This window comes from Sphingomonas sp. 2R-10 (assembly GCF_030062225.1).
Lineage (GTDB): Bacteria > Pseudomonadota > Alphaproteobacteria > Sphingomonadales > Sphingomonadaceae > Sphingomonas.
On sequence record NZ_JASCXF010000006.1, the window covers coordinates 15,038 to 39,497 of the forward strand.

General features: G+C 63.7%; 18 protein-coding genes. 13 read left to right on the forward strand and 5 right to left on the reverse strand.

From position 1 onward, the window contains the following. The first annotated feature begins 165 nt into the window (after positions 1 to 165). The 4 genes from QLH51_RS04020 (at position 166) to QLH51_RS04035 (ending at position 8,639) form a co-directional block, all read left to right on the forward strand. On the forward strand, positions 166 to 4,386 hold the full coding sequence (locus tag QLH51_RS04020) for a strawberry notch family protein (protein WP_283514376.1): 4,221 nt from the start codon (positions 166 to 168) through the stop codon (positions 4,384 to 4,386). A gap of 127 nt (positions 4,387 to 4,513) precedes the next feature. Continuing rightward, entirely contained in the window at positions 4,514 to 6,604 is a 2,091-nt protein-coding gene (locus tag QLH51_RS04025) for a ParB/RepB/Spo0J family partition protein (protein ID WP_283514251.1), read from the forward strand. A 143-nt stretch (positions 6,605 to 6,747) separates the two neighbouring features. After that, entirely contained in the window at positions 6,748 to 7,671 is a 924-nt protein-coding gene (locus QLH51_RS04030) for an ArdC family protein (protein WP_283514252.1), read from the forward strand. After that, positions 7,668 to 8,639: a phosphoadenosine phosphosulfate reductase domain-containing protein gene (locus QLH51_RS04035; protein ID WP_283514253.1), complete on the forward strand. Its 972-nt coding sequence runs from the start codon at positions 7,668 to 7,670 to the stop codon at positions 8,637 to 8,639. Before QLH51_RS04030 ends, QLH51_RS04035 begins: the two co-directional genes overlap by 4 nt. Position 8,640: 1 nt before the next feature. Here QLH51_RS04035 and QLH51_RS04040 read toward each other — a convergent pair whose 3' ends face one another. After that, positions 8,641 to 8,886 (reverse strand): hypothetical protein, encoded by a 246-nt coding sequence (locus tag QLH51_RS04040; protein WP_283514254.1) that lies wholly within the window; start codon positions 8,884 to 8,886, stop codon positions 8,641 to 8,643. Positions 8,887 to 9,003: 117 nt separating this feature from the next. Between QLH51_RS04040 and QLH51_RS04045 the strand changes: the two genes are divergently transcribed. The 7 genes from QLH51_RS04045 (at position 9,004) to QLH51_RS04075 (ending at position 13,547) form a co-directional block, all read left to right on the forward strand. Then, positions 9,004 to 9,639, forward strand: a complete 636-nt coding sequence (locus tag QLH51_RS04045; protein WP_283514255.1) for a hypothetical protein — start codon at positions 9,004 to 9,006, stop codon at positions 9,637 to 9,639. Positions 9,640 to 9,678: 39 nt separating this feature from the next. Continuing rightward, on the forward strand, positions 9,679 to 10,275 hold the full coding sequence (locus QLH51_RS04050) for a DUF6927 domain-containing protein (protein ID WP_283514256.1): 597 nt from the start codon (positions 9,679 to 9,681) through the stop codon (positions 10,273 to 10,275). Then, positions 10,268 to 11,212 (forward strand): hypothetical protein, encoded by a 945-nt coding sequence (locus tag QLH51_RS04055; RefSeq protein ID WP_283514257.1) that lies wholly within the window; start codon positions 10,268 to 10,270, stop codon positions 11,210 to 11,212. Before QLH51_RS04050 ends, QLH51_RS04055 begins: the two co-directional genes overlap by 8 nt. Next, complete coding sequence (locus QLH51_RS04060; RefSeq protein ID WP_283514258.1) at positions 11,205 to 11,441, forward strand: hypothetical protein; 237 nt, start codon at positions 11,205 to 11,207, stop codon at positions 11,439 to 11,441. The genes QLH51_RS04055 and QLH51_RS04060 overlap by 8 nt, the downstream gene beginning before the upstream one ends. A gap of 71 nt (positions 11,442 to 11,512) precedes the next feature. After that, the gene (locus QLH51_RS04065) at positions 11,513 to 11,824 is read left to right on the forward strand and encodes a hypothetical protein (RefSeq protein WP_283514259.1); all 312 of its coding nucleotides are present in this window, start codon (positions 11,513 to 11,515) and stop codon (positions 11,822 to 11,824) included. Next, the gene (locus QLH51_RS04070; RefSeq protein WP_283514260.1) at positions 11,821 to 12,552 is read left to right on the forward strand and encodes a hypothetical protein; all 732 of its coding nucleotides are present in this window, start codon (positions 11,821 to 11,823) and stop codon (positions 12,550 to 12,552) included. Before QLH51_RS04065 ends, QLH51_RS04070 begins: the two co-directional genes overlap by 4 nt. Before the next feature lie 35 nt (positions 12,553 to 12,587). Further along, positions 12,588 to 13,547 (forward strand): DUF2493 domain-containing protein, encoded by a 960-nt coding sequence (locus tag QLH51_RS04075; protein ID WP_283514261.1) that lies wholly within the window; start codon positions 12,588 to 12,590, stop codon positions 13,545 to 13,547. Between the two features lie 100 nt (positions 13,548 to 13,647). Here QLH51_RS04075 and QLH51_RS04080 read toward each other — a convergent pair whose 3' ends face one another. Further along, positions 13,648 to 18,249: a molybdopterin cofactor-binding domain-containing protein gene (locus QLH51_RS04080; protein WP_283514262.1), complete on the reverse strand. Its 4,602-nt coding sequence runs from the start codon at positions 18,247 to 18,249 to the stop codon at positions 13,648 to 13,650. A 371-nt stretch (positions 18,250 to 18,620) separates the two neighbouring features. Between QLH51_RS04080 and QLH51_RS04085 the strand changes: the two genes are divergently transcribed. Together QLH51_RS04085 and QLH51_RS04090 are read left to right on the forward strand one after the other, a co-directional pair. After that, positions 18,621 to 19,430, forward strand: a complete 810-nt coding sequence (locus QLH51_RS04085) for a phosphatase PAP2 family protein (protein ID WP_283514263.1) — start codon at positions 18,621 to 18,623, stop codon at positions 19,428 to 19,430. Positions 19,431 to 20,343: 913 nt separating this feature from the next. Further along, entirely contained in the window at positions 20,344 to 20,754 is a 411-nt protein-coding gene (locus QLH51_RS04090) for a single-stranded DNA-binding protein (protein ID WP_283514264.1), read from the forward strand. A gap of 63 nt (positions 20,755 to 20,817) precedes the next feature. On the opposite strand, the gene QLH51_RS04095 is transcribed toward QLH51_RS04090, so the two are convergent. The 3 genes from QLH51_RS04095 to QLH51_RS04105 all read right to left on the reverse strand — a co-directional run bounded on the left by QLH51_RS04095 (position 20,818) and on the right by QLH51_RS04105 (position 24,458). Further along, the gene (locus tag QLH51_RS04095; protein WP_283514265.1) at positions 20,818 to 21,471 is read right to left on the reverse strand and encodes a hypothetical protein; all 654 of its coding nucleotides are present in this window, start codon (positions 21,469 to 21,471) and stop codon (positions 20,818 to 20,820) included. A gap of 340 nt (positions 21,472 to 21,811) precedes the next feature. Beyond that, a complete protein-coding gene (locus tag QLH51_RS04100; RefSeq protein WP_283514266.1) occupies positions 21,812 to 23,872 on the reverse strand; it encodes a hypothetical protein in 2,061 nt (686 codons plus the stop codon). Positions 23,873 to 23,876: 4 nt separating this feature from the next. Further along, positions 23,877 to 24,458 (reverse strand): RES family NAD+ phosphorylase, encoded by a 582-nt coding sequence (locus QLH51_RS04105; protein ID WP_283514267.1) that lies wholly within the window; start codon positions 24,456 to 24,458, stop codon positions 23,877 to 23,879. Positions 24,459 to 24,460: the final 2 nt, after the last annotated feature.

Sequence of the window (24,460 nt, forward strand, 5' to 3'; positions counted from 1 at the left end):
CGACCACAACCGGTAGCCGACTATCCGGCCTGCTATATTCAATGGCGTCCACCGTCCGCGCACATTTGCGTCGGCTCTGTGCACCGCTTCCGCCGTCGAGAGGAGAGGGGGCCTTCGGCTTGTTGATCCGGTGATGGGCACCGGGTGGACATAACGGAGGCCATGATGCGCACTTCAACCGCAGCCCTCGAACTCGATTGTACCGAACCCTCGATCACCGCGGCAAGGGTAGTTGCCGAAATCATCGCTCGTACCGGATCGCTTCAGCGCAACACGCTGCTGCGGGTCATGGAGCAGGCTTACGGGAGATCGTCGGCCGACGGCCACTGGTCGCAGCGCGACACCTACGATATGCTCGAACTTGCCCAGGTCATGCACCTGAGCCAGGCCGGTCTCCCCTCCGCGCCGCTCGACTGCCTCGCCATGCTCACGGAACTCGTCGCTAACCTCCCAACGCATACTGTGCGCAGTGAAGCGCAGATCGAACTCCAGCAATTCTCTACCCCTGCCCCGATCGCGTATCTCGCTGCCTTGGCGGCGCGGATCGCATCGACAGACTTGGTTCTCGAACCTTCTGCCGGAACTGGCCTGCTTGCCACGTTCGCGCGCCGTGCCGGTGCCCGTCTCGTTCTCAACGAACTCGATCCTGCCCGCGCCGGGATGCTCGCCGCAGCCTTCCCCGGCGTCACTGTCACCCGCCACGACGCCGAGCTGATCCACGACCTGCTGGCACCGGGCGTTCGTCCTACCGCGGTCCTCATCAACCCGCCCTTCTCACGCAGCGCCGGCCGTCATGCCGATCCCATTGCTGCGTTCCGCCACCTCCGCGCAGCACTGATGCGCCTGGGCGCCGGAGGTCGTTGCGCGGCCATCCTGCCCGACCGGGTCGAGACGTCGAGCCGGGCCTGGGCGAAGGCGACCGAGGGCTGCACGCTCACGCTGCACCTCGCGCTGCCGGCGAACGCCTATGCCAAGCATGGCACCGCACAGCCCGTGAAGATCATGGTGCTGGAGAAGCGCGACGGTGACCGGGCCGAGCTGGTCCGCTGCGCGACGCTCGCCGATGCCCTCGCGGCGATTGTCGCTGCCACTTCCGCGCCGGCGGTGCCCCCTGCCCCGCGCGTGTCCGCGCTGCTCCCCCGCCCCGCCGGTCGCAGCACGCTGCTGGCCGGTCTTTCCGGCAAATCGCGCCTGAGCCCACCCGCCGCAAAAGTCGGACAATCGCAGGTCGCGCATCCGATAGACTACAAGGTGTTCGCTGAACCGCTTCGAACCGGCGAAGCCGTGGGTGTCTACCTGCCTTACCGGCCGAGCCGGATCGCGATCGCGTGCGCGTCTGCGCATCCGACGGCTCTGGTGGAATCGATCGCGATGGGCTCGATCACCGCGCCCCGGCCCTCCTACGTCCCTACCCTCTCGCAGTCGGTGGTCGACGCGAAGACGCTCTCCGACGCCCAGCTCGAAACGCTGATCTATGCCGGCGACGCCTTTGAGCGAGACATCCCCGGCCGGTTCAAACCCGTAGAGGAGGGCCTCTCGCTCACGCCCGCCGAGGAAGGCCGTGCCTACCGGACCGGCTTCTTCCTCGGGGATGGCACCGGCGCCGGCAAGGGCCGTCAGGTCGCCGCGATCATCCTCGACCAGTGGCTGCGGGGTCGCCGCAAGCACATCTGGATCTCGAAGACGGAAACGCTGCTCGAGGACGCACGTCGCGACTGGACCGCCGTGGGCGGTCTCGCGCTCGACATCCAGCATCTCAACCAATGGAAGCTCGGCACCCCCATCGGAGCCGGCGAGGGAATCCTCTTCCTCACCTATGCGACGCTCCGCTCCAATCGCGGCGACAAGGGCACCCGGCTTCAGCAGATCCTCGAATGGGTTGGCGGCGACTATGACGGCATGGTCGTATTTGACGAGGCGCACGAGATGGCCGGTGTCGCAGGCGGCGAAGGCCGCTTCGGCACCAAGGACGGCTCCGACCAGGGGATCGCCGGCGTCCGCCTGCAGAACCTCCTGCCCCGCGCGCGCGTCCTCTACGTGTCCGCGACCGGCGCGTCCGACGTCAACAATCTCGCCTATGCCACCCGCCTCGGCCTGTGGGGTCCGGGTACGGCGTTCGCCGATCGTCGGACTTTCGTCGACAGCCTTCGCCGTGGCGGGATCGCGGCGATGGAACTAATAGCCCGCGACCTCAAGATGCAGGGTCTCTATGTCGCTCGCGCCCTGAGTTTCGCCGGGGTCGAGTACGACATCCTCAACCACAACCTGACCCCCGACCAGATCGAGGTGTACGACGCATACGCTGATGCGTGGGCAATTATTCATTCCAATCTGCGCGCCGCACTCGACGCGACCCGCGTCACCGACAGCTTTTCGAAGGATACCTATAACAGCGGCGCTAAGGCGGCCGCGCTCTCGATCTTCGAGTCCACCAAGCAGCGGTTCTTCTGCCAACTCCTGATCGGCATGAAGCTGCCCGCGCTGATCCCCGCGATCCGCGCCGATCTCGACCGCGGCGAGAGCGTCGTGATCCAACTCGTCTCCACGTCCGAGGCAATGCTCAACCGGGCGCTTGCCGCGCTGACGGTCGAGGAACGTGCCAACCTCGACATCGAGCTGTCCCCGCGCGAGTTCGTCATGTCGTATCTGACCGCTGCCTTCCCGGTGCGGCAGATGAAGACCTATGTCGATGAGACCGGCAAGATCCGCTCCGAACCAATGTCGGACAAAGACGGGCGACCTGTGTTCAGCCAGGAGGCGCTCGAGATGCGCGATAACCTGGTCGAGCAGCTTTGCGCCCTCCCCGTCGTCGGCTCCGCCCTCGATCATATCATCGGGCATTTCGGCACCGATGCGGTTGCCGAAGTGACGGGGCGCAGCCGGCGCGTCGTCATGGACGCACACGGCCGCCAGCGCGTCGAAAGTCGCTCGCCCCGCACCAACCTCGCCGAAACCGACGCGTTCATGCGCGGTGCCAAGAAGATCCTGATCTTCTCCGATGCTGGCGGGACTGGCCGCAGCTACCATGCGAGCCTGACATGCGCGAACCAATCGCGTCGCAACCACTATCTCCTCGAGCCCGGTTGGCGTGCTGACGCCGCCATCCAGGGGCTCGGCCGCACCCACCGCACGCATCAGGCGACCGCGCCATCGTTCCGGCCCGTGTCGACCGACTGCCGGGGCGAACGGCGCTTCATCTCGACGATCGCGCGCCGGCTCGACAGTCTGGGCGCGCTCACCCGCGGCCAGCGGCAGACGGGCGGCCAGGGCCTGTTCGACCCGCGCGACAATCTCGAAAGCGACTATGCCAAGGAGTCGCTGGAACAGTGGTTTCGCCTGCTCGCCGATGGCAAGCTGCGCTCCACCACGCTCGACCAGTTCCAGAAGCTCACCGGCCTCGATCTGGAGGGCGAAGGGGGCGGTCTCAAGGAAGACTTGCCGCCTATCCAGCGCTGGCTCAATCGCATCCTGGCGCTGCGCATCGCGATGCAAAACGCGATCTTTGACGAGTATCTCGGCCTGATCGAGGCGCGCATCGAGGCGGCGAAGGAGGCCGGCACGCTCGATCTGGGTGTCGAGAGCATCAACGCCGAGCGCATCACGATCCTCGATCGCACCGTCATCCGGCGCGACCAGACCAGCGCCGCCGAGACCGAGATCCTCCGGCTCGAAACCGAGGAACGCTACAAGCCGCTCGCGCTCGATCGCGCGTTGCGGACCCTCGGCGAGGATTCCCGGCCGATGGTAAACCGGAAATCGGGCAAGGCCGCGATCCGGTGCAGCACCTATTCGCTGACCGACGACGACGGCGAGATCGTGCGCCGCTACGAACTGGTTCGCCCGACACGCAGCGAGCGGATGCGGCAGGATCTTCTCGCCGAGACGATGTGGGAGGAGGCGAGCGAGGACGAGTGGGCGGCGCTGTGGCAGGCCGAGGTCGAGGAGATGTCGGGCAAGACCCGCACCAGCACGCTATACCTCGTCACCGGCCTGCTCCTGCCGGTGTGGGATCGCCTGCCCGACGATCATGTCCAGGTCTGGCGTCTCAACACCGATGACGGCGAGTCCTTCCTCGGCCGGATCGTGCCTGCCCCGTTGGTCTCCAAGCTCGCGGACGCCTTCGGCATCGCCGCGACCATCACCGTCTCGGGGGCAGAGACCGCCAAGCACGTTATCACGAGCGGCGAGATCGCGGCCGTGGGCGCGTACCGGCTGAAGCGCAGCCTGGTCGCGGGCCAGCAGCGCCTCGAACTGCTCGATTGGCCGCACACGCGGCTTGCCGAGCTGAAGGCGGCCGGGTGCTTCACCGAGATCATCCAGCACAAGACGCGGATGTTCGTGCCCGTCGCGACCGCCGCGACGGTGATCGACCGCATCACCGCCTGAGGAACCAAGGACTTTCTCCCCGCTCGATCGAACGGAGGGGAGGGAGCCTTCGGCTTTTTGAGTCTGATGAGCAGGCTTGCGTGACCGTGGGACAACGGCGCGCCGATCCCCGAATGGAGTATGACCGATGATCCAGTCCGTGAAGGTCAAGAACCTGTCGCTGTCGAAGGCGAATGTGCGCCGGCGCAACCGTGAAGTCGGCCTTGAAGAATTTGCCGAGAGCATTGCCAAGAACGGCCTATTGCAGAATCTGGTGGTGACGCCGCTCAAGAAGGCCGGCACTTTTACCGTCAAGGCAGGCGGCAGACGCCTGCGCGCGATCCAGCTTCTGATCGAGCGAGGGACGTTGCCTGCCGATCACGAGGTGCCCGTCCTCGTCCTGGCGAACGATAATGCCGCGTCCGTCGGGGCCAGCCTCACCGAAAACCGCCAGCGGGTGCCGATGAATCCGGCTGACGATTGCGATGCCTTCAGGACGCTGATCGATGAGCACGGCATGACCGTCGAGCAGGTAGCGATCCAGCAGGTCGTGTCGGTCAAGTTCGTCGAGCAGCGTCTCGCCCTCGCCAAGCTCGCGCCCCCCATCTTCGAGGCACTCGGCGCCGGTGAGATCACGCTAGCTGTCGCGCAGGCCTATGCGGTCAGTCCCGATACCGATCGTCAGGCTCGCGTATTCGAGCAGATGCAGCGGTCCTATTACGGCAACAATCCCGACAACGTGCGCCGCGCCATCCTCAACGGCACCGTCAAGGGGAATGATGCAAAGGCCCGCTTCGTCGGTCGGGACGCTTATGTCGCAGCAGGCGGCCGTATCGAAGCCGATCTATTCGCCACCGAGATCGACGAGAACTGGGCCGATGTCGAGTTGATCGAGAGGCTCGCGGCCAAGAAGCTGGAAGTGGCCGCGGCCGAACTGGCGCAGGCCGAGGGTCTCGCGTTCGTCACGCCGATCGCGGCGACGCACGTCCCCTACGACATCGAGCGCCAGCTTCATGAGTATCACGCTCCGGCCCGCGCCCTTACCGACGACGAGTCCGCTCGCGTCGAGGCACTGTCGGCCGAGAACGATGCCCTGATCGATCAACTCGAGCAGGAACTGCCCGACGGCAGCACCGAGGCCGAGGCGGCCAACGAGCGCATCGAGGCGATCGAGCGCGAACTGGAAACCATCGAGGACGCCCGTCACGAGATCGATCCGGCGCTGAAAGCGCAGATCGGGACGTTCCTCTATATCGGGGGCGACGGTGAACCCCGCGTCCACACCCGCCTCTTCAGCGAAAAGCCGATCGTGAATCCGAACGCACCGCCCAAGGAGTCGGGGCGCGCAGCCGGGGACAGCGATGCCGGCGACGGCGAACAGGGTCCGAAGCTCAGCGCCACGCTGATCGATGAACTGGCGACCCAGCGCCGCCAGATCCTCGTCGCTCACATCGCCAGCGACCCGGCGATGGCGCTCGACCTGACCATCTTCCTGATGGCGCAGAACGTGGTTTTCGAGCAGGCCCACATCCCCAGCCACTCGACCCTGAAGTCGAGCGCCGCGGGCTTCCCGATCGTCGGGTTCCGCGACGAGGGATCGTTGGCGTCCCAGACCATCGACGACCAACGCCAGCGGCTCGACACGAGCTGGGCGGGTCTGCCGACCATGACCGCGCGCTTCGACGCTTTCCGGGCGCTCGATGACGAAGCGCGGGGGGCATGGGTGGCGTTCTCGATCGCGCGGACGCTCGAACCGACCCTCAACGTCGCCGAAGGCTATCGCCAGAACGGCTTCCACGACCATCTTGGTCGCCTTCTCGACATCCAGGTCGGGAATTGGTGGCGCCCGACCGCCGAGAACTACTTCGGACGGGTCAAGAAGGACGTCATGCTCGACGCACTCAAGGAAATTGGCGGTCCGATCCTGCGCGGCCGCTACAAGGACGCCAAGAAGGGTGACCTTGCCGGCACCTGTGCCTCGCTCTGCAACGGCCAGGGCATTGTCGAGGCCGAGATCCGCGAAAAAGCGACGGCCTGGTTGCCTGAGGCAATGCGCTTCGACGCCGTTGAGAAACCCGCCAAGTCGGCGCTCCGCTCCAGCTTCGTCGATGACGACAGCGGCACCGATCCCGACGAGGATGAGGATACCGACACCGATGCCGACGATGGTGACGGTATCGACGATGATAACGCCGACGTCGATCAGGACGATGGCCAGCATCTGAGCGAGGCGGCCTAGCCCCTCCCTCCCACGCACTTCGAGGCGACTGGGGGCGGCACTCTTCACGGAGTGTCGCCCCTCTTTTTGCGACCCGACACCGAGCTCTCGAAAGGGAAGGAAGCTGGCGCGGGTTTGCCTCAACCAGATCAGGAGAACGTGTCATGGCACAGACCACCGACAAGCCGTCGCCTGCCGACATCATCACCAACACCATCATCGACAAGCTGGAATCGGGCGTGAGGCCATGGGTCAAACCGTGGCGACCCGGCCTTGCTGGCCGTCCGCTGCGCGCGACCGGCGATCCCTACAAGGGCATCAACTGCTTCTGGCTGTGGCTGTGTGCCGAGGGCGCGGGTTACAATTCGCGCACCTGGATGACGTATAAGCAGGCACAGGCGCTTGGCGGCCAGGTCCGCGAGGGCGAGCGCTCGCAGATCGCCATCTTCTATAAATCCTACAGCAAGACTGTGGAATCGGTCGTGACCGGCGACACCTCGGACGAGATGCGACGCGTGCTGCGCTCCTACGCCGTGTTCAACTGCGACCAGATCGACGGGCTTTCGCCGGACTACTACCCGAGCCCGGCCAGCGCCGTCCCGCCCGCTGACCAGCTTCCGCCGCGCGCACAGAGCTTCATCGACGCGCTGCCGGCGAAGGTCCACATGCGCGGCGATCGCGCGTTCTACGACCGCATCGCCGACAGCATCACCATGCCGCCCGTCGAGCTGTTCTCGACCCGCGCTTATTGGGCGTCGACGCTTGCCCATGAGGCCGGCCATTGGAGCGGCCACCCCGACCGCCTTGACCGCACCTTCGGCAAGCGGTTCGGCGACGACGCCTACGCGTTCGAGGAGCTGTGCGCCGAGATGACCTCCGCGCTGCTCGGCGCGGACCTCGGTCTCCCCACCTCGCACCTCGATGACCACGCCGCCTATATCGGCTCGTGGCTGAAGGTACTGCGCAAGGACAGCCGCGCAATCATGACCGCAGCCGCCAAGGCCGAGGCCGCAGCCGGCTACCTGCTCCGCGCGACGGGCCTCGACGTCTCGGTCGAGCCCGAGGAACTGATCCGTGAAGCGGCATGACCGGGCAGGCCGCCCGCCCCGACCTTGGCGCCTACCGGCGCTTCGTCGTGGCGTTCAGTGGCGGCAAGGACAGCCTTGCCGCCCTCCTGCACCTCCTCAGCCTCGGCGTGCCCCCGCACGCCATCGAGCTGCACCATCATGATGTCGACGGCCACGGCCCGACCTTCATGGATTGGCCCTGCACGCTCTCCTACGTGCGCGCGATCGCCGACCACTTCGAGATCGCGCTCTATTGCTCGTGGCGCGATGGCGGGTTCGCGCGCGAGCTGGCGCGCGCCGACGCGCCGACTGCGCCGATCATTTTCGAGACGCCGAGAGGCTTCGGCCGGGCCGGAGGCAACGGCCCTGCCGGCACGCGCGGGCTCTTTCCGCAGACATCGCCCGATTTGCGCGTGCGCTGGTGCAGCTCAGCCCTGAAGATCGACGTCCTTGCTGCCGCGATCCGCAATCAACCGCGTTTCAGCCAAGGCCGCACCCTGGTCATTACCGGCGAGCGCGCCGAGGAAAGCCCCTCCCGCGCGCGTTATGCGACGTTCGAGCCGCACCGCACGTCAACGCTCGCCCGCGCCGTCGACCATTGGCGTCCGGTCCATGATTGGACCGAAGAACAGGTATGGGCCGCGATCGAACGGTCGGGCGTGCGCCCTCACCCAGCCTACGTCCTGGGCTGGGGCCGCCTGTCCTGCCGCGCCTGCATCTTCGGATCGCCCGACCAGTGGGCGACGATCCGCCTTGTGTTCCCCACGGCGTTCGCGCGCATCGCCGCCTGTGAGGCGGCGAGCGGCAAGACCATCCACCGCTCACTCAGCGTGGTGCAGCTCGCGGATCGCGGCACGCCGTTCCCGGCTGCGCTTCTCCATCCCGACCAACTCGCCCAGGCGAACGACCCCGCGTGGCGTCTCTCGATCCTCGCCGATCCTTGGACGCTCCCTGCCGGTGCTTTCGGCGACCAGGCAGGTCCGGTGTAGTTCAGGCGGAAAGGTGCCGGACGAAGAGGACGAGGATCGAGATAATCGCCATCCCGGCCGCCAACCTGGTCGCCAGCTCTGCCGCCCTGCCGCTCGCGATCGCCGAAGGCGAACGCAGATCGACATTCAACTTGCGGTGCAGGTCGGGAATGCGCCCCGCCGCGATAACCGGCTCATTGTTGATCCCAACGATCGCAGCGCCCATCGCGACGCTGAACATTGTGAAGAGAACCATAGCGTCGGCCATTTCGAACTCCCCTTAGCAGAACCGGTCAGATATAATCATCGGTCCCGTTCTGTTCCAGGGAGAGGAGAGGAAGCCTTCGGCCTTTTGGGCGCGCCCTGGCGCTCGGGAGGTTCGACCATGTTCTACGACACGCAGTATTGCCACAACGCGGCGCTCTCGCCCGAGGCACTCACCACCGTCCCCGCGGCGCTCCACGCCCTGAACGCGGGCGTCGACGACTGCCGGCGCGCTGGCAAACCGATCGACCGCGATGCCTCCATCCTGCTGCTGATCCGCAATCTGGCCGCTGTCGCGGAACGCGACGCGCCCACCACCAACGATCTGCGTCTCCGCTGCGCGGAAGACCGCATGACCGTCATTGCCGGCTCGGCCCTGCTCGCCATCGCCGGCAACAGCGTTGCCGGTGACGCCGCGGCCAAGCGGACCTTCCATCGTCAGGCGCGCCTCGCTCTTGCCTCGCTCGCCGAGGCGATCGGAATCGCTGCACACGAGATGCGCATCGACACCGACACAGGCGATCATGCAGACGACGGCACGACCGAGCTGCGTCATGCTGACCTTTCGGTCCGCGTGCGCCCGCGCAGCTTCCTTCCCGACAGCGAGATCACCTTCAATCGCTGCCGGAACGGTGAACACGCTGGTCCCGTCCAGCGCGCGCCGATCGCCGAGCTGCTGGACGCTGCCGCGTTCCAGCGCCGGCTCTCTGCAACGGTCGGCGACGTAGGCGCTTCGCGCCTCGCCGCTGCCGCCTGATCCTCTAATCCCAGGAGCATCGCCATGGGTTGGCTCTACATGCGCGACATGCGCGGGCACGCGACGCCGCGCGCCTATCTCGACAACCAGTTCACCTACTCGCGCGACGATCACCGCCTCACCGTGCTGGCCTCGTCCATGGTCGGGTCGACCTATTACGCCGCGTGCGAACGCATTGAGGCGAGCGGCGACCGCCAAGTCTTCGCCGTCGTCTGCCTCACCAGGTACAATCCGCGCTCCACTGACGGTCACGTCTTCGGGTACAAGGATATGACCGAGCATATGGGGCCGTGCGAAAGCGAATGCCCTGCGGCGGTCCTCGACGAGCTGACAGCGACCGACAGCAAGTACGCATCGGAGTGGCGCGCGCGCTGTCGTGCGAACCTCGCCGCTCGAAAGCTCGAACAGGCGAAGCCGACGCCGAAACCGGGGCAAACCATCATCTTCGACGAGCCCATGCGCTTCAGCGACGGCAGCGACCGCGCCCGCTTCGAGGTCGTCGCCAATCCAAAGGGCAAGACGCCGCTCTTCCGCGACCCGGAGACCCGCGCGATCTGCCGTATCCCGGCGTTCCGCAAGCGGTCCTACCGGATCATTCACGCCGCGATCGTAGTCAGGGACGCGACCAATGACTGATCGCCCGCCAGTGATCGCCGCCTGGGGCGCCGGCGTCGATTCCACCGCTATGATCGTCGAGCTCGCCGAATGCGGCGAGCCGATCGACATGGTTCTCTTCGCAGATCCTGGCGCCGAGAAGTCGCAGACCTATGCCTATATCCCGCTGTTCCGGGCGTGGATGGCAGACCGCGGCATCGCGTCGGAGATCGTCCGCTACCAGCCCCAAAACTTCAAACATTGGCCGCCCTATGCGGGCATCGCCGAGAACATGCTGACCAACGCCACCCTGCCCTCCGTGGTCTTTGGTGGGGGGTCCTGCTCGCAAAAATGGAAGGTGGCCCCGCAAGATGCGTGGACCGCCAAGTGGGAGCCGGCGCGGCGCTGCTGGGACGCAGGCGGCCGCGTCGTGAAGCTGATCGGCTATGACGCCTCGGGACGCGACACGCAGCGTTATCACCACGCGATCGGGTGCGAGGATCCTCGCTACGCCTATCGCTACCCTTTGCGGGAATGGGGTTGGTCTCGCGCCGACTGCGAGGCGCGCATCGCGCGCGCCGGCCTCCCCGTCCCGCCCAAGTCGAGCTGCTACTTTTGCGGCAGCATCAAGCCCGACGAGGTGCTGGAGCTTTCAGCCGAGGAGCTACGCATCATCGTGTTGATGGAGGCGCGAGCCAAGCCTCGCCTCCGCAACGTCGATGGCCTGTGGCGCAGGCCAGTGCTTGGCCATCGCGGCGCAACGCCCCGTCCCGGCAGTATCACCGAGTTCATCCGCGAACGCGGCCTCCTCTCACCCGCCGAAGTCGACCGCATCATCGAGGACGCGCCGACAGCGCTCCTCGATTTCCAGGCGGCACAGGCTGCGCTTCCGCCCGAGCAGCGCGCCCCGATGGGGCGCTGGCTCGACGACTTCCATCGCGCGACCGATGCGCTCGCAAGGAGCCGGCCCCATGCCTAGCGCTATCATCAAGCAATTCGTCGTCGAAGGCGCGACCGATTTCCCGTTCGCCATGCTGACGGCCGACGAGTGCTGGCCGGCGCGCGCCGCTGACGCGGCCGCGATCGTTGCCCATCAGTTTAATGCCGGCGGGGCTACGCCGCACCGCAAGATCATCCTCGCCACGATCGCGAAATACGCACCCAACCGCCAACGCTGGATCGCTGCGGGCTGGCGCGTAATCGACTAGCCCGAACTGGAGGAGAGGATTCCTCTGGATTGTGAGCCTGCGAGGCTCACGGTCGAGAAAGGATCTCCATCATGCACAGCGTCGCCGTTTACCTCACCCAACGGCTCTATGGCGGCCCCGAGGAAGGTGGCTGGTGGTACGATGCCAGCGAACTCTGCACCGATCCGGCGCTGACCGCCTTTGGCATCACCTTCCCCAACGGTCACGAGTACCGTGCCCGGCGAATGTCAGTCGAGGTTCAGGCGCATCTCGATCGCGACTGGAACACCGGCGACCACGCGCGATCGATCAGCAGCGTCCTTTCCGCTGGTCGCTTCGAGGCCCGCGTTCACGATGGCTGGCCTCCTCTCGCCTTTCCGACCGAGCGTCCCCGCTACGAATGACCCGAACCGCTCGGGTTTCCCATTTCGTCAACCTTCAGGAGTCCGGTCCCAAGAAAACCTTCATCGTCCACTGCGATTACCCTGCCCATTACCGTGCGGAAATCACGGTCGAGGCGGAAGATGTCGTCAGCGCCTGCCGCTCCGCGATCGACGCGTCGCATACGACCGACGGGTGGAAGAGCCTGGACACGGAGCATCCCACTTACGTCAGCGCGATCGCTGAGGGTGCGGACGTCAATCCTTGGCGCTTTGTCCCGGATGGCGGCGATGCCTCCGTCCTGCCCGTCCCGGGCCTGTTCTCCGAGGTGACGGCGTGCGCGGGTTATGCCGCGACCGGGAGCGAGGATCTGGTCGACCAGATCCGCATCATGATCGATGCGATCGGCGCCGAGGGAACGCCTACGGATCACTTCAGCAGCGATGGTCCGCCTGTGTGCAACGGGGCAGGCCCTTCTCGACGACATCGCGACATTCGGGTTGAGCCCCACTTCAACCGTAGCAGCAAGCGTGGTCACGTCTTCGTCCGACGCCACCTGACTTACCGTAGCCTTCCGCCAGAGAGATGCGGCACATGGGCGGCCGCGAGACCCCCGCAACCGCAAAAATCCGGGCCGAGTTGCCGCTTTGCGGCTGCCCGCACCACCCCGGTTTTTGCGGTTTCCCTGCGCTTCGCTCCGGTGCGGGCGCCTCTTATTCGGCCGCCCAGGAGGTGCGCATCCGGCGGATAGGCCGCCGGCCTCCATCAGATGAAGGGCTTGACCCCGTGACCACTTCCCTCGCTGCCGCACTGTCCGCTCTGGAGCTGGGACACCTCGAACCCCGCGCCGAAGACGTTTCGGGCATGTGCCCGCCCTCGACCGAAGCACTGCAGCAGACCACCACTGCCATCTGGAGCGACCTGTTCGCAACCCTCCAGAACACGTCGCTCGAACGCGACATCGAGGAGATGGGCTGGGGCCTGGTCAACCTCTTCCACCGGGCCGCGGCCAAGAAGCACGCGACGATCGACCGTCTCACCGACGAGATCAGGCTCCTCCTTGCGGACCAGGACGGTTCGGAGATCAACACCGCCAACCTCGAGGACAAGATCGATCTTGCCAAGAAGATCGAGGAAGCCGCCACCTGCTACGAACACATGCGCGATACCGCAGCGGCACACTACATCCGCGAAACCGGCCGTTCCTGGATCCCGTCGACTGGCAACCGCATTTCGCTCGGGGTGACGTCGGCAATCGTTGACGGCCGCGCCTTCCTTCAGGCTCGCCGCGAGCGGGTCCGCGACGCGAACACGGCACAGGGCACCCCGGTCGTGTTTGCCGGAGGACGGCTGACCTTCCGGACCGACGAGGACATGAAGGCGTTTGGCAACAACCTGCTGCGCACCCTCAATGCGGTTCGGGAGCGTGTCGGCGACATGTATCTCGTCCATGGCGGCGACATGAAGGGGATCGAGCGTATCGCGGCGTCGTGGGCCGAACAGCACGGCATCCAGCAAGTCCGCTTCGGTCTCGACCGCAAGCTCGGCGACCGCGCCGGCTTCCGACGCAACGAGCAGATGCTCTCGTTGAAGCCCCGCTACGTCATCGCCTTACAGGGCAACGGCGTGACCGAGCGCCTCGTGATCGACGCGAAGAAGGCCGGCATCCGCGTGGTGGATCGCCGCGGTCCGCTCGGCACCCCACCCGCAGCACAGAACGCTCAGCGCGACCGCAAATTCGCCTGAGCGCCGGTTCGGCCGCTGGAAGACCAGCGGTCGAACCGCGTGCGGTTTTGCCCGAGGAACGTCGTGTCGCCGACACGAAAGGGGGCAGCAGGCATGTCAATCATTTGAAATGCTCCGCATCAACCTCACAGGCCCGACTAATTTCCTGGACGGTCGCAGGCGCATCAAGCTGGAAGAAGCCACTAAGACCACGCTCGATGCGCGACGTCCGGACCGCATCTTTGACAGCGAGAAAGACCGTTGTCGCCAAGACCAGCGGTGGCTCTCCCACCTCCTTCGACGACAAGACGCCGTCTGTCGCACTACACGGCACGTTCGCCAAATCGCGTGGAAACAGATGTGTGTTGAGCGTCAGCGGAATGCTCGTGACAGCTGGCGGCTTGTAGGTCCACGTATTATCGGAATTCAGTCGACCGGCCTGTGGTCCCCGCTCCTCCAGTACAAGCTTCTCCGAGAGAACATAGCCAATACCTTGAACGAAGGCGCCTTCGACCTGCCCGATATCGATCGCCGGATTGAGACTCCAGCCCATGTCGTATGCCAAATCGGACGACAAAATCTTCGTCTCCCCGGTGAGGATGTCGACTTCGACGACACTGCATCCGGCCGAATAGGTAAATCCAACAAAATTATCGAATTCGCCCGGTTGCCCCTGTGTCGCGGTATAGCCCGGCAAGTCGGGCTGTTCGTCGAAGGGTTTGTAGGTGAGCGCTGGGCTTTGCGTATCTCCACCGGCGATCGGGACTGTTAGCGCCTCCATCAGGCTTTGTCGGTTCTGATAGGCCAAAGCGACGAGATTTTGCCAGATGAGCGCCTCACGCCCGTTGACCTTGACCTTCGCCTGCCATCCTTCGGTTGGATGATTCCAGAAGTCGATGCCCTGCATCACGCACCAATCGGGACCATGCTCTGTCAGCATGTCTGTCGCGAAGCCAGCCAGACGCTCCCGTAGCTTGGCGCACAGGCGCTTGATCGCCTCACCGTTATAAGCCGTGCCAGTCGATCCGCCGGTGCTGCTTGGGTTAGGGATGACCGAGGTAAGGGCAGCCTTCACCTCGATCATATCCATCGGTACATTCAGGACATAAGCGGCGATCTGACGCATTTGGGTGAGCAGACCCTGCCCCATTTCGACACCGCCCTGATGGATGACGATCGTGCCATCGCCTTGGTATACGGAGATCATGGCGCCGCCCTGTTCGAGCATCGCCAGATTGTAACCCGATCCGTATTTTACCGGAATCATCGCGACACCGCGCTTGCGCCAGCGGTTGGCGGCATTGAACCTTTCAACATCCGCGACCTTCTCATCAAAGGCGCAGGCCTTTTTCAGAAAGGCCCAAACATCTCGAATATAGCAATCGGATAATGCCTGCCCGAACGGTGTAACATCGCCTCGGTAGTAGAGATTCTTTTCGCGAACCGCTTCGGCCCGCAGACCTATGGCAAAGGCGGCGTCATCGATCGCGCTTTCCAGGATGATCTTGCTTTGGACATCCCCGAACGCCCTGAAGGCGGTGCTGGGTGCGGTGTTGGTCTTGCAGACGTCAACCTGATTCTCGAAATTCGTGATCCGATAGGCGTTATCGGCACGCGCCTGAATGCAGTTCGCAACGATGAACGAGCAGTCGTAGAATGCGCCCCCGTCGCCCCACATCCGGTTCAGCAGGCCCCGTATGAGGCCCTTGTCCTCCGGTCGGCTCTCTCCCGTGTCGATGGCCACCTGATACTGGCCATAATAGGCATGGCGCTTGCCGATCATGGCCATATCCTGTTCACGCGACAAGGTCAGGCGAACCGGTCGTTTGGTTGCGTAGGAGGCGATCGCGGCCGCCGCCGTGACGAAGCGCGCCTGCTCGGTCTTGCCGCCGAAGCCACCCCCGAGCGGTGGCACCCGCACGTCGATGCTGTTGAACTGGACGCCCAGCGCCATCACCGTCGACTGGTGCATCTCCATCGGGCTCTGGCTCGATGGTCGAACGGTGAAACGCCGCCCCTCTCCAGGTTCCACCAGCACGGCTTGCGGTTCCATATAGAAGTGGGCCTGCCCGCCGACCGTCTGGGTGCCGCTGACGACCATACAAGGCGCATTGTCGATGACACCTTCGACAGCGCTCCGGGTACGGTCAAGCGGTGGCCGCTGATAGGCCGCCCAGGCAAAATCGCTGCCGGGCCGTGTCACACGCCATATGTGCGACATGAAGGTCATCTGTTTGGGCCAGTCGGGATAGATGCTGCCGTGTTCGATGGCCTCGTCGATCGTCAGGATGCATTGCGCAACCACACCGGGCGCTGCCTCCGGCACCGAATAGCCGATGCACCGCCTGGTTACGTAACCTGCAATCGCATGGGCGTCGGTTTCCGACGCTGCGCCGACAAGGGCCAGCGCCTGACCGACATATTCGCATCGACTCGTGGCAAATACCGGTTGATCCCCGCCCATGCCTTGCAGGTTGACCCCGGCCGTCGGCACGTTTTGCGCGCTGATCAGGTCTATAAACGCCGGAAAGCGATCGCGAAGATGTAGGCGGAGTTCCTCGGGGCTGACCGGTTCCCCGACACCAGGCACCGTGAAATGCCAGTCGGCCAACGCCTGCGTACTTTGTACGAACGACGCGTTGATCGTCCTCGGCGGTACGGGAAGCTCATGGGTATAGCGGACCTGGCCCGACGCCTGGTCGACTGCCCGGATCTTGACATAGGGCTGTGATACCGGAGCCTTCCAATCCTGAATCTTGTAGCTCTGCATGCCTCCGCTGGCTGGCCATCGTCCCCATGTGACCAATGCCGCGGAACGGTCTTCCGACGGCACCGCTTCGCCGGTGACGATGCAGGCATGGACGATGTCCTTGTAGAGCGCCGACAGTGTCAGCATCACCCGATAACCATCGGTGAACCCCTCTGACGGCAGGGAGGCCATTCGGTCCCTCCAGCGATCGAGTTCGTTGCGAACCTCGCCTGCCAACTTTTCCGCGAGCTGATCCACGCCCGCAAGCGTTGGTCGCTGACCGCGAAGCGCAGCTTCGGTCTGTGAGGCACGCCAAGGATAAGGGGCCACGCCACCGAATACCAGAACCGCCTCGGTCACTTCACCCGCGGCGTTCAGTTCCAGCCGACAGCAATGGTTGATGATGCTATGGGCATTTACGTCCCGTAACGCGACTTTCTGCGGGAGGATGACTGACCCAGGCTGCCTCGTCGGGATCCGATACCGCAGCAGGACCAGTCGTTCGGCAAGGCCTGCCGTATCCAGGCAGCGTTCAACCAGCGCTTCCAGCGTTTCAACGGAACGGATGGCTGGGCCGACTGCGGGCACTTCAAGCAGCTCGACGCTTGCTCCGATCGCAACGAGCGCAGTCAGCAGGTCACTGGGAAAGGGCTGCCCCGACAGAATATGATGGAGCACCAACATCGTGTTGCCCCCGAGCGTCGCACCGTTGCGCACGATCCGCCCGGCCGTACGCTCTGCCATGTAATACACGGCACCCAGAGCGGTCGTGGCAACGGGAATGTCTACACCATCGGGCCCCGGTTCCATCTCGCCTTGGTCGGCCATCACCTGGGCGGCCAGAGCAAGAAGGTCGGAATAGGTCGTTCCCGCCGCTACATCGAGCAAGTCGTGATCGATGATGGGCGCGCCGTGAAGTTCAGGAAGCTGAGCGGTCGACAGGCGAACCACACTGTCCTCGATCTCGGACTTATATATCCCGAACGCCGTATTGCCCGCCACAAGGCGAGCCTCGGGATTGGCCTGCATCAGGCTGACGAGGGCATCGAGATCCTGCGGCGACAGCCAGCGTCGATCTCCGTCCGAAACGTCGACGCCTGATGGCGCGTGGCGGGCCTGATCGGGAAACGGGATGACCAGTTCGCCTGTTGGTTTCTGAGCCTCGGTTTCAGGGTCCGCCAGGCATTTCATCCGATTGGCTTCGTCCTGCTCCGTCCAGTCGGAGGCGAGCGTCTGAAAACCAGTCACGATCGGTCGATATCCGGTACACCGGCACAGGTTTCCATCCAGTGCGGCCTCGATCTCGCGCTTTGTCGCTCGTGGATTGTTGCTGATGAACTCCGACATGTTCATGACGAAGCCAGTCGTACAATATCCGCACTGCGTGCCGTTGTTGATCGCTAGCCGCCACGCGACGGGGTTGATGCCCGAGTGACTGAATTCGGACGGAAAGTCCGGCACGTCGTCACGGAGAGACACCTGCAGCCCAAAGGTCGTCGCGCCTCCGCCTTGCATCTGTTGGGCATTGTCGGCGGTTTCCAGCACCTCCCGACTTTTCGCCTCGTTCGCAGCCTGCGCATGTTCCAGAGATGCCGGGACTTCCTGTGCAGGCGCAGCTGTTCGACTGAAGACCGGCGTAAAGTTGAGATTGCGCGGATTGGGTCGACGAGCGGCACCGGTACCTTCGATCGTGGTCACGACACGGTCCTGCAAGCTGACGAGCGGCTTTAGACAGGCATTGACCGCCCTGTGACGCGGGGCGTCCTGCGCTACATCCCATTCCGACACGATAACGGTGCAGCCACCGCAGCCGCCTTGCCCGCAAGGCTTTTTTGGGCCGGACAGGCCAACCTCCGGTTCCCGCAGATAATCGATGAGCAAGGTATCGACCGAGGGATGATCCATCTCGACACGATGGCCATTCAGGAAAAATCGCAGCGTGCCCGCTGTCGCCCCGGCAACTTCGATACCCATCTGAACCCTCCGCCTGCCAGTTTGATATTAACGTAACGTCTTGGTCTTCGACCGCGAGCATTACCCATCCGGGAATTTGAGGCCCGCAGTGCCTTGTCTGGAATAGATATCATGTTCTCGACTAATTCACTGAAAAATATACATCCAAAACAGCATGCATTTTACGGTGGATTGGAACTATCCGGCTCGCAAAAAAATGCTAATCTCCGCCGGTTGTCGTGTTCCATGCCGCCGGGGGGTCGAATAGAATGTGGGTCTGCAACATGAAGCGGGTGAGAGTCGGCAAATCCTGCGTCTCAGACACTTTACGCTGCAACCGTCAGCTTTTTGGTGGCGCGATGCGAGCATCCGGGGTGGGCTTTGTCGCTACGATGCTTCTTGGCTATTCTGCTGTATATGCGGAAACCATGTCGACGCAGCAGAACCGTTACCTTGTGCAGTATCCAACTACGACAAGTCTGAAATTTCCACTGCCCCCGAAGCCCCCGAGCCCAAAAGAATCAGATGCTGGTATGATCGATCTCGACCAAGTCCGAGCATCACAGTTCGTGGACGCGGCAGCGAAAGTCGAGGCTTTTCAAGATGCCGAGGCGTATTCCTATGACTCGCTGCTGCCACGCTTCGAAACATCAGCTGGCAGAACACTTAGTAAAACAAAAAGGCCAATTCTTGCTCATATTCTGAATTGGGTTCTGGCCGATGCTGGTACGTACAGCGATATCAAGACGGGCCCCGCCCGGCAGCGGCCATTTGTCGAAGATCCGTCAATCGTACCATGTTATGCATCTTACCTGATGCAGACACCGCCGCCTGCGGTGTCCTATACATATTCCTATCCGTCAGGCCATGCTACCAACGGATACCTGGCTGGTTTGGTGCTTGCGGAGGTAATGCCGGACCGTCGCGCAGCCGTCATGGCGCGTGGTGTGCGCTATGGCACAAATCGGGTCATTTGCGGCGTCCATTATCCGACCGATGTTGCCGTCGGACAGGTCTTTGCCCGCTTCCTTTTCAGCAAAATTGATGTCGACCCCCGATTCAGAAGGGATGTGGATTGCGCCATCGAGGAAGACGTGCTCGATCGCTTGGGCAAACTCCATAATGGGGTCAGCTCAAATCTTTCAGCCGCCTGCGGTGCACTTTCCGAGAAATATAGATCTGACTCAACAAAAACCCCATAAACCAGCAACACAAAAGCCTCACGGGGACTGTCGGAACCTCATTGAGTGCCCCCACAAGTCCGCGAATGACATCCGCTTCACTATTTTCTCCGCGTACATATATGCTGCCCAGTGAATTTGGCTGTTATGGCGAATATTGTAAGCTCGTCCATATTCGCTGTGCATCGAATCCATGGAGCCTTCAGGCTCCGGTCCAAGCTAACTTTTGCCGCAGAATCGGGTTCGAAACCAAGCCATCAATCGGACGACGCGTTGCCGCGCCCGATGCCGGGATAGCATGGAGGAGTGCCGGATAAGAGCCGGTGCTGGCTCCGGACCATTGCCCCCGGACAGGGCATGGCTTTCCCCATCGTAGGCCAAAAGCCCTCTCGTGCAGCGGCTTGCCGGGGCGGGCGCACTACCGGCGGATCGGCGCCAAACCATCGCCACCGTTCGCCATTGGGGGGATGCAGTTCGAACGCGGACGCTTCTTCTATTCGACCTGAGCGACTTCACGATATCGTGGCAGGAACGATCACCGGCAGGTCCGCGCCCGCGTGTCCAGGAACAGCCTTCGCCGGACATCGATCACCGGTCGCGCGAGAGCCGGCCTGAAGCCTCGTGTAGTGGCAGGCGGGTGGGTGAAACCACGTCGATCAGCCGGACAGGAAGGATCCGCATCCCGGTTCCCTGCATCTATCCGGCCGTGGGGGTCCATCCCCTCTCTTAACTGAACGACCTAAGCCGGCCGTCCAACGGCTCCAACCCGCTTGTCTTCGGACCGTGTTGCCGCTTCGCGGCTGCCCGCACCACTCCTCGCCACGGGGTTTCCCTCGCGCGTCTGCGCCGCTCAGTGGAGCCGCCGTCCTGGCCGTCTTCGAGGGTGTTCAGTCGAGGGAACGAACCCTCAGACAGGACAGAAAGGAACCTCGAAATGCAGAACCTCGTCATCCTCGCCGGCAACGTCGGCGCTACTCCCGAGACCCGCAACACCCAGGGCGGCACCAGGATCACCAGCTTCAGCCTCGCGACCTCGCGTCCGAAACGCGATAGCGACGGCAAGATCCTCAAGGACGAAGGCGGTCGCCGGGTCGAGGACACCGAATGGCACCGCATCACCTGCTTCAACGGCATCGCCAAGACGGTCGCCCAGTATGTCGACAAGGGCCAAAAGGTCATGGTCCGGGGCCGCATCCACTACACCCGCTGGACGGACAACGAGAACATCGAACGCTACGGCGTCGAGATCATCGCCGACGACGTGACCTTCCTCTCCTACGGCCAGTCCCGCCAGCAGCAGCAGGACAGCCGCCATGACGATCTGGACGACGACGTCCCGTTCTGACCCGCACGAGCAACCCGGGAGCGTCGGCTCCCGGGTGTTCTTGCATTTGGAGACACCGGCCGCTCAGCGGCACCTCACAGGCGTCTGGTACAACCTGTCCATGTCATCGAACTTGACGGCATGGACAGCGTCGTCGTTGCCAAGAATGAACTGACGCTCCGCTGAGCTGCCGATGCTTCGACCGATGATCACCGCCTTCCCCTTGAGGCCGTAGCGGACGCACAGCGCCTTGTTCGACCTCACCTGCCCTCTGAGCTGCGCCGCGGCGCGGCTTCCGGCCGCGTCGGCCGGCGAGCCGACGAAGACCAGGGCAGCGCCGCTCGTTATCGTCATGGCAAGCGCTGCCACTGCGGCCAGCAGCGAGGCGCGAAAGCTCGCGCTTCTGCCAAACTCGACCAGCATGGCCGGCGGAGCACCTGGACGATCGGTTATGCCGTACCCGGACGCAATCTTCTCGAGCCAGCGCGACCCGAACCAGATAGCGGCGACGTACGCGACTATGACGATGGCAAAGATCACCAGCAGCCACAGGACATTCTCATTGAGACCGAGAAAACCATCTACGATCGCGTCCTGGACCGCTACGGGGATGGCGTTGGTATCCAGCCCGAACCGGCCAAGATACGCTTCATGATAGGCGTGACTGTAAAAATAGCAGAGGCCGAACGAGAGACTGAGGAGGGTCGCGACGTTTATCGTCGAAAGAAACGTCACCACGCCAGACCCTAGCGGCGATCGTGGTCCTTGGGTGGTTGGAATGTCGGAATCCTGATCCTCTCCCGTGGGTGTGACGTCTGTTGGTGTTTCCATAATGGGCATGGACATCCTCTAAAGCCGAAACATGACGAGGAATGTTGATCGCGCCGAAATGTTAATGACTCGGCCCGGTGTTTCGCGTCATCTGCATTCCCGGCGCTATCGATGTGCCCGAAAGCATCGCTGAGGGTCCACCGTCGCCCAGATGTGCTCCTGAGACGCGCAACTACAGCGTGCGATCATGCTGTTCGGGTCGGGCTTTGATGTAATTCGAATGCGGCGTTCGGCGCTGGCCGGAACGTTAAACCGCAAGGTTGAATAGCCCTGCGCCCTCGATGCGCTCGACCACGGTCAGATCGCCGCGGAACGGAGAGGCCACGTAAAAGCGACCGCCGCTTGGGCGGGGATAGGGCACCATGCTCCATTCAATCCGGCCCATGAGCTTTTCAAGGAGTAGCGGCTTTGCCATGGCCCGGTCGAATTTTTCCGCGGCATCGGTTTCGTCCGAGTAAAGCTGGACGACCCGTTCGGCGATACGGCCCTTGGTCATGCGCGCACCTGCGACCGTCATCCGTGGTGCATTGAGATAGGTCCAGAGAAACTCCGCATCGACAACGCGGCAACCATCGACGTCCAGCGAGAAGCCCGCGCCGTGATTAAGGACGACCAGCGGCGTCACCGTCAAATCCTGCGCGTCTGCCTCTGTCATGCCCAAAGCTTGGGCAATGACGTCGGGCCTCGACGCCAGCAAGCGGGCTTTCCTGTTCGCCTGCTCTGCCGCATCCGCCAGTTTCACGAAATGGCGTTGCCATTGGTGCGGATCGGCAGGGGTCAGCAGGAACTTGATCTCGCCCACCAGCAACTTCGATCCAAGGCGGATGACGAGGTCAATCTGTTCGACGAAATCATCACTCGCGTCGATCCCACCTGCAACGACCGCCGCCTTGGGCAGGCTGGCGTTGGATCCGACCGCATCGACGATCCGGCTACGATACGATGCCTCGAACACCTCCCCACGATGCTCGATCTCCGTGTCATCGATGCCCCCCTTTTCCAGCCACGCCTCGACACGATAAAGCGACGATCCGACCTCGAAGACGGCGCGCGGCAACAGGATCGTGTCCTCGTCCGGCACGCGGACAAGGGGTGCGGACCACAAGCCCCGATGGCCTTGCTCTCTGTCGCCGGTATCGCGGCGCGCGCGCTTGCCGCGCGTGACCTTCGGTTTCTCCGCGAATGTCAGGAAGTCGATCACCTCCGCCGCCTGGCCGCGCTCGATGTCGAGGGCGTCAACAAGGGCAGATTCGAGTGTCGCTCGCGAGACGGCGCACGCCATCCCCCGCGCCTCCCGTTCGGACAATGTCGCCGATATCGGCGCGATCGCCCACAGAGCATGCGCCGCATCGGCAATCACCCACCATGCATCCACCAGCAGGGCGGGTGTCAGATCGGGATGTAGCGGCATTGCCCGGTCCAGAAAGATCCGAACGTATGACTCGTCAAGAGCGAGCCGATCCATCGCGCGGAATGTCGGTTTGCGCGACAGATAGGTCAGATCGCCCACGACCAGTTCGGCGTTTTCCGCCCTGTGGCGTGCCCCGATCACGGATCGGCGCAGCCCCCGCTTGCGCCGCTGCGCCGGCGACATCCGCGTCCACGCAGCGCTGAGATGCAAGGGGCCGCTGATCTGGTTTGCCTCGCTGCGCCCTTGCCACGCCTGTCCGAGCTCGGCGAAACCTTGATCGAGCGGATGCCACTGGTTGCGGGGGATGCCTGACAGGTGGTGGCCAAGGTACAGCGCCTTGTCGAACAATCCCTTTAGCGCCCGGCGCAGCGAGTAGAATATCATCAGGCCATCGGTGATCGCCGCCCGATCGTTCTGGCATGATCCGGAGCTAGCGTCGCCGGGCAGCCGCACGGCATCGAACAACCAGGATTCGAGCGCATCGATGGCCGGCTCGATAAAGTCGCCCGACGTCATCCGCTGGCCGAATTCGTTGTCGATCCGGACATTGGAGAGATGATCGAAGGCCAGCGCGCCGGCGCGCGAAGCGCGCTCGCGCTCGGCGAGGGCATTGACGTTCGTGACCTGGAATTGCCGGTTGACCGATGCGACCGCCAGGATCACGGCATCGGCCGGTGCCAGTCGTCCGAACCGGTTCTCCTGCCCCGCGTGGAGCGCATGCACCTCCCGTCCCACCCACAAGGCGGCGTCGAGCAATTGTCTGTCCTGCACAGTCGGTTCCGCGACCGCAGAAAAGGCCTGCTGCCATGCGGTCGGATCGAAGCGTACGGCAAGCGGCGTCGTGAGACTCCGGGCATGCCGCCTGAACGGGGTCTCGATGGCGGGCAGAAACGGCATCGGTTCAGGCGATCAGCGCTGTCTTCAGCGCGCGCAGCGCCGGCAGCGTTCCGGCCAGCGTCTCCAGCGGCTCGACCGGTGTCGCATCCAGCCCGGACGACACCGCTCGATCGTACACGGCGACGCAGTCGTGCCGCTTGCGCAGCCGCGATCGATAGAGAATGCCGTCGAGGTCGGTGCCATCGTACAGGGCTTGGCTGAAGGTACGCGCTTCGTCCTGTCCCTTCGCACCGACGATGTCCGTCGAAACGCCCAGTTCGAAGCAGGCATCGCCGCGCAGGTCAAGGACGGCGAGCGGCGTTTTTGCCGACACCTCGCACACGCCCCAGTCGGCTAGTTCGCTGCGCATCAGTTCACGAGCGACGTGCCCCTCGAAACGGTCGCGCACGATTGCCTCCGCGATGCTCGTGGGCAGGTCGACGGCGATGTAGAGCAACGTGAAATCATTCGTCGGGCTGGCGAAGCGGGTGTTGCCATAGCCCATGCCGAGCGGGGTAGCCCGATGGTCCCAGGGTGTAGCGCGGATATAGCCGATGGGTTCGAAGCGGATGGTGAATTGTGCGATGATCGCCGGATCGAGCGACATCG

Coding starts and splice junctions, on each gene's coding strand:
- QLH51_RS04035 (WP_283514253.1), top strand. CDS start 7,668: ATGACCGGGCAGGCCGCCCGCCCCGACCTTGGCGCCTACCGGCGCTTC.
- QLH51_RS04085 (WP_283514263.1), top strand. CDS start 18,621: ATGCTTCTTGGCTATTCTGCTGTATATGCGGAAACCATGTCGACGCAG.
- QLH51_RS04040 (WP_283514254.1), bottom strand. CDS start 8,886: ATGGCCGACGCTATGGTTCTCTTCACAATGTTCAGCGTCGCGATGGGC.
- QLH51_RS04070 (WP_283514260.1), top strand. CDS start 11,821: ATGACCCGAACCGCTCGGGTTTCCCATTTCGTCAACCTTCAGGAGTCC.
- QLH51_RS04080 (WP_283514262.1), bottom strand. CDS start 18,249: ATGGGTATCGAAGTTGCCGGGGCGACAGCGGGCACGCTGCGATTTTTC.
- QLH51_RS04050 (WP_283514256.1), top strand. CDS start 9,679: ATGCGCGACATGCGCGGGCACGCGACGCCGCGCGCCTATCTCGACAAC.
- QLH51_RS04100 (WP_283514266.1), bottom strand. CDS start 23,872: ATGCCGTTTCTGCCCGCCATCGAGACCCCGTTCAGGCGGCATGCCCGG.
- QLH51_RS04020 (WP_283514376.1), top strand. CDS start 166: ATGCGCACTTCAACCGCAGCCCTCGAACTCGATTGTACCGAACCCTCG.
- QLH51_RS04055 (WP_283514257.1), top strand. CDS start 10,268: ATGACTGATCGCCCGCCAGTGATCGCCGCCTGGGGCGCCGGCGTCGAT.
- QLH51_RS04025 (WP_283514251.1), top strand. CDS start 4,514: ATGATCCAGTCCGTGAAGGTCAAGAACCTGTCGCTGTCGAAGGCGAAT.
- QLH51_RS04030 (WP_283514252.1), top strand. CDS start 6,748: ATGGCACAGACCACCGACAAGCCGTCGCCTGCCGACATCATCACCAAC.
- QLH51_RS04090 (WP_283514264.1), top strand. CDS start 20,344: ATGCAGAACCTCGTCATCCTCGCCGGCAACGTCGGCGCTACTCCCGAG.
- QLH51_RS04105 (WP_283514267.1), bottom strand. CDS start 24,458: ATGTCGCTCGATCCGGCGATCATCGCACAATTCACCATCCGCTTCGAA.
- QLH51_RS04065 (WP_283514259.1), top strand. CDS start 11,513: ATGCACAGCGTCGCCGTTTACCTCACCCAACGGCTCTATGGCGGCCCC.
- QLH51_RS04060 (WP_283514258.1), top strand. CDS start 11,205: ATGCCTAGCGCTATCATCAAGCAATTCGTCGTCGAAGGCGCGACCGAT.
- QLH51_RS04045 (WP_283514255.1), top strand. CDS start 9,004: ATGTTCTACGACACGCAGTATTGCCACAACGCGGCGCTCTCGCCCGAG.